This window comes from Salinisphaera shabanensis E1L3A (assembly GCF_000215955.2).
Lineage (GTDB): Bacteria > Pseudomonadota > Gammaproteobacteria > Nevskiales > Salinisphaeraceae > Salinisphaera > Salinisphaera shabanensis.
The window spans coordinates 87,172-94,186 of sequence record NZ_AFNV02000019.1; the positions used below are offsets into that span (position 1 = coordinate 87,172).

Here is a 7,015-nt window from a genome sequence, read left to right on the forward strand (position 1 = left end):
CGCGAGCTTCTAAGGTGCGGGACACATGCTTATTCAAACCGTGGTATCACCATGAGCTCGACCGATCAAAACCGTCAGTTTCGTCTGGCCGAACGTCCGCAGGGCCTGCCCAAGCAAAGCGATTGGGAACTGGTCAGCGAAGCCGTCGCCGAACCCGGCAACGACGAGATCCTTGTCGCTGTCGAGTACATCTCGCTGGACCCCGCCATGCGCGGCTGGATGAATGCCGGCAAGTCGTATATCAAACCGGTCGAAATCGGCGAACTCATGCGTGCAGGCACAGCCGGCACGGTGCTCAAATCCAACCATTCCGATTTCGCCGAGGGCGACAAGGTGTCTGGCAACTTCGGCGTTCAGACCCATGCCGTAGTCGCAGGCAAGGACGCGCGCAAGGTCGATACCAACCTGGCTGAACTACCGGCCTATCTGGGCGTGCTCGGCATGCCCGGCATGACCGCTTATTTCGGCTTGCTGGACGTGGGCGGTGTGGCCGAAGGCGAAACGGTAGTCGTGTCGGCGGCTTCGGGCGCGGTCGGCGCGCTGGTCGGCCAGATCGCCAAACTCAAGGGCGCACGCGTGGTCGGTATTGCCGGCAGCAGCGAGAAGTGCAGTTATGTCACCGATGAGCTCGGCTTCGATGCAGCCATCGATTACAAGAACGAAAACGTCTACAAGGCGATGAAGGAACACTGCCCGAAGGGCATCGACGTATTCTTCGACAACGTGGGCGGCGAGATTCTGGATTTCGCGCTCGCCAATCTCGCGCTCAAGGGCCGGATCGTGATCTGCGGCGCGATTTCGCAGTACAACGCGACCGAGGGCATGTACGCGCCCAAGAACTATATGTCGCTGCTGGTCAATCGGGCACGCATGGAAGGCTTCGTGGTCTTCGACTATGCCGATCGCTACGGCGAAGCGGCCAAGGCCCTCGCTGACTGGTTGTCCGAGGGCAAGATCAAGCACCGCGAGGATATCGTGGAAGGTTTCGAGAACTTCCCCGATACCCTGCTCAAGCTTTTCGAAGGCAGCAACTTCGGCAAGTTGGTACTCAAGGTCTAGCAGCGGTTAGCGAACGAGTCGCGTGGTCGGCAGGCTCCGACCACGCGACGCTTGAATGCTCACCCGTGTTCGTCAATGTGCTGTTGTAAGGCCATCGCGGCATGTGGCGCGCGAACCTTGCCTTCGCGAATGAAGTAAACGAATACATCGCGTTTATCGGCCGATGTGTTCTCGCCTGCGCTACCGCCGATATAGGACAGATCGTCAGGGTGACCACCCGAGGCCCAGGTCTGCGCCCGCGCCGCCCAGCTGTCGAGTGCGGCGGCGCTATACCCGGTCGCGATCGCGTTATCGCCGCGTTGCAAGCGCGCATAGACGAAACCGGGCGCGGTGATATCGGCGATGGCCGGATAGTCATCGCTATCGGCATAGACGATCGCGACCCCGGCGTCGCAGCATCGCCTCACGGCCTCCGAACAGGCAAAGCTGTCGTGACGTAATTCGACGGCGTGGCGCAACCCGATCCCGTCGACCTTGGCCGGCAGCGCGTCGAGGAAGGCGGCAAATTCGTCTCGCTCGAAGGTCTTGGTGGGCGGGAGCTGCCAGAGAATCGGGCCAAGCCGATCGCCGAGCGCCGAAATACCGGATTCCACGAAACGTTCGATCCCCTCCCCGGCTTCATCGAGACGTTTGCGATTGACCACGTAGCGCGGCGCCTTCAGCGAGAACGCAAACCCGTCGGGCGCGGCCTGTGCCCACCGCTCGAAAGTCGCCGGCTTCTGGGTGCGATAAAAGGTGCCGTTGACTTCGATCGTGGCAAGCGTCTTCGCGGCGTAGGCGAGCTCGTTTTTCTGCGCGAGATCGTCCGGATAGAACGTGCCGCGCCAGGGCTTGTAGGTCCAGCCGCCGATACCGCTACGAATTTTTCCGCGCTTTTTGCTCATCGTTGCCCGACTCATTTCGTGCTTTACGCGAGCTTAACGCGAACAGATACTGGCGGGTGACGGTTCGGACATGCTCTGCGGATTCGCCCTGGCGCGTCGTGCGCACCGCCGGTACCGGCTGGCCGTAGTGCGCCGAAACCGATGCCGTCGCGATTACGTTGTAGCCATTGATTCAAGGCATTGTCGTGATCCACGCAAGGCTGCGCCTGTCCGGTCGGCCACGCCATCGTTGTACGCAAGGCCACGACCGCGCAAAATTTGCGCGCCCGCGCTGTTGCTTTGAATCCAATCGAGTCCTGTTTACGTGATCAGTTATCGTCGCCGCGAACGTGTTATTGCTGCCGCCCTGACCGCGCTGTCCGGCTATGTGGACGCCATGGGTTTCATCGCGCTGGGGGGTTATTTCGTGTCGTTCATGAGCGGAAACTCCACGCGCCTGGGTGTCGGCCTGGAAAGCGCATGGTCGAAAGCCGCACTGCCGGCGATGTTGATCGGTCTGTTTGTGGCCGGTGTAGTCATGGGTACACTGACTGGCCAAATCGCACGAGACCGGCGCCCGAGCGCAGTCCTCGTGCTTGTCACCATGCTGCTATGCATCGCCGCGATATGCCACGACGCGGGGTTAAGTTATGTGGCCGTGATGTGCATGGCCCTGGCGATGGGGGCAGAAAATACCGTGTTCGAGCGTAACGGCGAAGTCACCATCGGCTTGACCTATATGACCGGCACCCTGGTCAAACTAGGCCAGCGCGTAACGGCGGCCCTGCTTGGCCAGGGCGATCGTTTTGCATGGGCCTGGTACCTGCTGCTCTGGCTCGGGCTGGTTGTGGGCACGCTCATCGGCGCCGCGGTTTACGCCCGAATCGGGCTCGACGGGTTATGGTTCGCTGCACTCGCGGCTGCCGCGCTCGGGGTCGCGGCTCACCACTATATCGGTGCCAATGCGCCGTCATTTCCTGTGCCACGCGAGTAAAGGCGTTCAGCGTCATTTGGACCGCTTTTAAGCAAGGCCAACGACGCGCCGATATAATCTCTATATCCCCGCGTATTGCCCATGCCGCCTTAATGATCATATTCACCTCTCGGCATACGCACACCCCGGACCGAGCGTCGGCGGATGGGCGTCTCAGCGCTCGCGCCCCTGGCGGCCGGTTGCGTAATTTCGTACGTCGGGTCGGCGTGTGGCGCGGCACCCTCGTTTTCACTGTTGTCACGACCCTGGTCGCTTTCGCGGTCACCGGCATCAGTATGGAACTGGCCGGTCTCAGACACAGCCCTATCGGCTACCTGATCTCGCTGGCCTGTTCGTTGACGATCATGCCGGCGATGATGATCACGCTGTTGTCGCTGATCAAACGGCTCGACGAAGCCGAACAAGAGCTTTATCGCCTGGCGCGTACCGACGAACTGACCGGCCTGCCCAACCGTCGGTCGCTATTCGAGGCGGCGGTGAACGAACTCCAGACCGATAAGCCGGTGGCACTGCTGTTCATCGATATCGATCATTTCAAACGCGTGAACGATACCTACGGCCACCGTGTCGGCGATGTCATTCTTTGCCGTGTCGGCAGAGCGATCGACGCCCAGCTACATACCTGCGGCCTGTTATGCCGCTTCGGCGGCGAAGAATTCGCGAGCTTGTTGCACGACACCACACGGCAGGCCGCGCAGGACATTGCCGAAGCATTGCGCCAGGATATCGAGCACACACCGATCACCGTCGGTGATCAGACGCTCTATATTACCCTGAGCATCGGCATCGCTACGGCACCGACGGCACGGCATAGCCATATCGCCACACTTATCGATAACGCCGATAAAGCGGTCTATGAAGCCAAACGCGCTGGCCGAAATCGTACACGCCTGGCACACGCGGCCTAGGTCGACAGGTGCCGGTCTTTAGCCCGCGATCAAAATTTTTCAGTTGCCGGCCCGCGTATCGGCATGCTCGGCCTGTCTCGACTCGAACAGCGCTTTCTGGTCGTCGCTTGCCGGCGTCTGGTAGCGCTGTTTGTATTCCGGGTATGGCATGCCATAGACGTGCTCACGCGCCTCGGCGTCGCTGATCGAAGCGCCACGTAGTTCAGCCTCGGCGCGATACCATTTCGACAGACAATTGCGACAAAAGCCCGCCAGGTTCATCAGATCGATATTCTGCACATCGGTACGCTTTTGCAGATGCTTGATCAGACCACGAAATGCGGCGGCCTCGGCTTCGATACGGGTCTGTTCGTCCATATACGTTCTCATTCGAAAATACGGGAATCGCTGCGTACCGTTGTACGCCCGGGTTATATCACCAGCGCGGATACGCCAGTCTAAAGGGCCTGTTGTCGGCCTCCTCGACCAAAATATTGACCTCGCGGTGTTCACACACGTTCCAATACTAAGATCGGTTGCCACGCGAGCCTAACGCCCGTACAGCCTCGGCCAGCGCCCGAACCGATTCCGGCGCACAGCCCTCGGCCTTGTTGTTGATCGTTACGAACGCCGGCTGGCCACGACTCACGGTGCCCGCAATAACGCGAGAGAGAATATCCCGCGTCGCCGGGTCCGGGTCGACCAGCTTGTCGAACGGCGCATACGTATCACGCGCGGCCTCGTAGCTGTAGGCGCCGTGCTTCGGGTTGAGATTCCATCGACACACGAAGGGTCCCGGCCATAGCTGGCGCAGAATGGGCAACTGCTCCGCCGGGGCGGGCATTTTCGGATGCAGGCCGAGGCAGTAGGTCGCGCCGCTCTGCTTGAGCACATCGACAAACATCGAGGTCAGCCACTGCGGATTACGCACCTCGACCGCAACCACGGCATGCGGCACACGCGACTTGACCTCTTGCACGGTCCGCAACACATCACTCAGCCGCGCCGTCAATGCATGGATATCGGAAAGCATATGGCCGGGTAGCGGACTTATTTGGAACACCAGTGCGCCAAGTTTGGCGCCAAGCCCCTCGCTGGCGGGCGCAGCAAACTCACGCCATGCCAGATTGGCGTCCAGGAAATCCGGGTTCGTGCTTATCCCCTGCCCACCCGCCTGCCGGACCAACGCATCGGTGACCCGTGCGGGCGCCTTGACCATGAAGCGAAACGAACACGGCACCTGTTCGGCATAACTCGCGTACTGGGCGACCGACAGCGGCCGATAAAAGCCACGGTCGAGACTCACCGCGCCAAAGAGGGGATGGCACGCGTATGCCGGCAGTCCGCCACGAGAGAGCTGCTTTTCGCTATACAGCCGGTCCCAGACCCGATTCGCCCAACCCGGGAAATGCCACGAGGAAGTGCCAAGCCGCAGTTGTTCCGGCAGCGCGCCAGCCAACTGCTTCAGGCTTTCATCGGGCGCGGCCGCGCCCACACCCGCTGCAGCCGGCAGCTGATCGGCGAAAAGCGACCCGGTGCGCGCGTCGTCGAACGGCTCGTCAGCGTTCATCCATGGCCCCGGGCAGCGGCGGCGGGACGTCGATCACCGAAGGCGAACGATCGTCGTTATGTCTTGTCGCGACCGGTATAGCGATCGAAATTCGCCATGCACTCATCGAAATGGTCTTCGAACATCTTGCGGTACTGAGCAGTGAAGTACTCGACCGCGTTCTCGCGTTCTTCGGCCATATCATCGCTGCTTTCGGCCGTGGCAGCGACCTGGAACGCATTGAATCGGGCCGTGGCGTACATCAGCGAGGCACTCACCTGCCCGGCTGAAACGGTCTGCGACTGACGGTTGGCGATATCGATCACTTCGTCCGCACGGGTACGAAATGCCGGTGATAGGCTTTTTTCGCTCATGGGTGCGTGTCTTCCAAGACAATGGATGCGGCGCACAGGATACCGAAGAAAAAGACGGCAAACGAAACGAGTGGGCTGGTTTGCTCTTATCGCGAAGTAGCCTCACGGCAACGCCGACCTACAAGAGGATGACGGGGGATTCCGCTTGAATTCCGATAGTGCACGCGCCTGCGCCGCCCGATACAAACGATCTACAGAACAAAGTTTCCACGGCTGGGACTTTCGACCAATCGAAATCGATAATTTCGTAAGGCGAGGGTTAATTCGAGAAAGCGAAACAGCGTCGACAAAGTAAAAAACGAAATATTATCGATTGCATGATCTATCGACCTGGCTCGAAAATTCCGCATCGAGTGCCCTGATCAGCACACCTCGACTCACCAAGCTACTGCCGTTCAATCGTTCGCGGGACGTATCGTGAACATCTTCGGCAATTACGCGGAAATCATGCTATAGCCACTCGATCGACACAAAAATTAATATCAAATAACAATAATTTGACTACAACGTTAGAACAAGCGCGCCGATTTGGGCAATATCTGACTCAAGGGGACACGACACGGCCTGGCAAAGCTGTTGCCGAACACATTACGGCGACGACCGGTCGTAGCGCCTCGCGGATCTAACCAACGGATACGCCGCCGACGTCAAACAGGCCACGGGCAAGTTTGTCGTTGGATGTCGGCATCGTCAGACACGATGACGGTGCCGCCCTGCGCAAAGCAAGCAGACCTTCTACCGATGCAATATGAACGAAAACCTGCCTTCGTATTTCGCACAGGACGAAGTCCCAGTAATCATTGCCCCAGACTCGATCTGTTATGACTCCAAGCACTGCGGTCGCGGCCTCTCGAACGCCTCCGACGACCGCGCGCCTTACCTGTTCACGCAAGCAAGCGTAGCTCCAGGGCGCCGGTAAGCCGCTTCAAAAACCAGGCGGCCGAAGTGTTTGTTTGTGCCTTGGGCGTGCTGGAAAATTTCGCGCTGCTAAGGCGTCGTATTGGCTATGGTGATCCCCTGTCCGCTAGCAGCTAAACCAAAAATATGGACGAAGAGGCGCTCTACCGACGACGACTCGACCTGGCGCTCGAATGTAGCGGGCTCGATCTGTGGGAAAACGACTTGCTCACCGGCGAGGTCATATTCGGCCTCGACCGGATTTTTTCCGATCTGGGCTATGACAGCGAAGAATCGGCGGCTTATGTCGACGACATTTTCGGACTCATGCACCCCGAAGATAAACCGGCCGTCGAACAAGCCATTACCGGATTAAGCAACATTCTTTCTGT

General features: G+C 59.3%; 8 protein-coding genes. 4 read left to right on the forward strand and 4 right to left on the reverse strand.

The genetic code is table 11. The features are described from left to right. The first annotated feature begins 51 nt into the window (after positions 1-51). Complete coding sequence (locus SSPSH_RS12775) at positions 52-1,059, forward strand: NADP-dependent oxidoreductase (protein ID WP_006912085.1); 1,008 nt, start codon at positions 52-54, stop codon at positions 1,057-1,059. 59 nt (positions 1,060-1,118) lie between these two features. On the opposite strand, the gene SSPSH_RS12780 is transcribed toward SSPSH_RS12775, so the two are convergent. After that, entirely contained in the window at positions 1,119-1,943 is an 825-nt protein-coding gene (locus SSPSH_RS12780; protein WP_006912084.1) for a DUF72 domain-containing protein, read from the reverse strand. A gap of 304 nt (positions 1,944-2,247) precedes the next feature. Here SSPSH_RS12780 and SSPSH_RS12790 point away from each other — a divergent pair, with 304 nt between their 5' ends. Both SSPSH_RS12790 and SSPSH_RS12795 read left to right on the forward strand, forming a co-directional pair. After that, positions 2,248-2,916: a YoaK family protein gene (locus SSPSH_RS12790; protein WP_006912083.1), complete on the forward strand. Its 669-nt coding sequence runs from the start codon at positions 2,248-2,250 to the stop codon at positions 2,914-2,916. Between the two features lie 179 nt (positions 2,917-3,095). Then, entirely contained in the window at positions 3,096-3,824 is a 729-nt protein-coding gene (locus tag SSPSH_RS12795; RefSeq protein ID WP_006912082.1) for a GGDEF domain-containing protein, read from the forward strand. A gap of 39 nt (positions 3,825-3,863) precedes the next feature. Here the strand turns inward: SSPSH_RS12795 and SSPSH_RS12800 are convergent, their stop codons facing one another. The 3 genes from SSPSH_RS12800 to SSPSH_RS12810 all read right to left on the reverse strand — a co-directional run bounded on the left by SSPSH_RS12800 (position 3,864) and on the right by SSPSH_RS12810 (position 5,726). Next, on the reverse strand, positions 3,864-4,181 hold the full coding sequence (locus SSPSH_RS12800; protein WP_006912081.1) for a DUF1244 domain-containing protein: 318 nt from the start codon (positions 4,179-4,181) through the stop codon (positions 3,864-3,866). A gap of 148 nt (positions 4,182-4,329) precedes the next feature. Next, the gene (locus SSPSH_RS12805; protein WP_006912080.1) at positions 4,330-5,373 is read right to left on the reverse strand and encodes a DUF72 domain-containing protein; all 1,044 of its coding nucleotides are present in this window, start codon (positions 5,371-5,373) and stop codon (positions 4,330-4,332) included. A 56-nt stretch (positions 5,374-5,429) separates the two neighbouring features. Then, complete coding sequence (locus SSPSH_RS12810) at positions 5,430-5,726, reverse strand: DUF3144 domain-containing protein (protein WP_006912079.1); 297 nt, start codon at positions 5,724-5,726, stop codon at positions 5,430-5,432. 1,044 nt (positions 5,727-6,770) lie between these two features. Here SSPSH_RS12810 and SSPSH_RS12815 point away from each other — a divergent pair. Continuing rightward, the coding region (locus SSPSH_RS12815) for a PAS domain-containing protein (RefSeq protein ID WP_006912077.1) at positions 6,771-7,015 on the forward strand (245 nt) is incomplete at its 3' end.

What these genes read in the sequence shown, in the direction of transcription:
- SSPSH_RS12800 (WP_006912081.1), bottom strand. Translation starts at nt 4,181, where the DNA reads ATGGACGAACAGACCCGTATCGAAGCCGAGGCCGCCGCATTTCGTGGT.
- SSPSH_RS12780 (WP_006912084.1), bottom strand. Translation starts at nt 1,943, where the DNA reads ATGAGCAAAAAGCGCGGAAAAATTCGTAGCGGTATCGGCGGCTGGACC.
- SSPSH_RS12775 (WP_006912085.1), top strand. Translation starts at nt 52, where the DNA reads ATGAGCTCGACCGATCAAAACCGTCAGTTTCGTCTGGCCGAACGTCCG.
- SSPSH_RS12805 (WP_006912080.1), bottom strand. Translation starts at nt 5,373, where the DNA reads ATGAACGCTGACGAGCCGTTCGACGACGCGCGCACCGGGTCGCTTTTC.
- SSPSH_RS12810 (WP_006912079.1), bottom strand. Translation starts at nt 5,726, where the DNA reads ATGAGCGAAAAAAGCCTATCACCGGCATTTCGTACCCGTGCGGACGAA.